Raw genomic sequence first — 505 nt, 5'->3', positions numbered from 1 at the left:
ATCAACTTTCCACATCGCTTTGTGCATAGTTTAGATTTATTTTTATTCCTTTAGTGAATTTAAGAGCATATTTAAACGGTAAAAAAGAAAATAAACTAAAGATTATACCCAAAAATGTGAACATCATTGGTGATAAAAAGATACTAATAATTCCAGCACTAACCCCTCTTATATGAGTTGAACCAAAATTAACATAGACATTAAATCCAAAAAGACTAAGAGTAAACAAAATGATTCCGAAAATCAGTCCTGAAGATACAGAAATCAGCAACATTAGCTTGATATATGAACTGAAGCCAAATCCTTTGACATGCAAAATATCCATTCTAATCCACTCTTCCTTCCTATTTTCACTTAAGTCAATTTTTGTATGGCATTATACATTTAATATTAACATAATATTCCAAACAGTAATTCTAATTCTAATATTCTTAAGAGAATATCAAAATAAAAAGATCGTCCTATTGACGACCCTATTGTATCAAGTCTTCTTCAACAATCCTGT

General features: G+C 28.9%; 1 protein-coding gene. It reads right to left on the bottom strand.

All coding sequences use genetic code 11. From position 1 onward, the window contains the following. Position 1: 1 nt before the first annotated feature. Entirely contained in the window at positions 2-325 is a 324-nt protein-coding gene (locus ABDZ91_RS14090; RefSeq protein ID WP_343800023.1) for a hypothetical protein, read from the bottom strand. Positions 326-505: the final 180 nt, after the last annotated feature.

The organism is Bacillus carboniphilus (assembly GCF_039522365.1).
Lineage (GTDB): Bacteria > Bacillota > Bacilli > Bacillales > JC228 > Bacillus_BF > Bacillus_BF carboniphilus.
The sequence above is the reverse complement of the archived record's forward strand: the minus strand, read 5'-3'. Positions and strand labels throughout refer to the sequence as shown.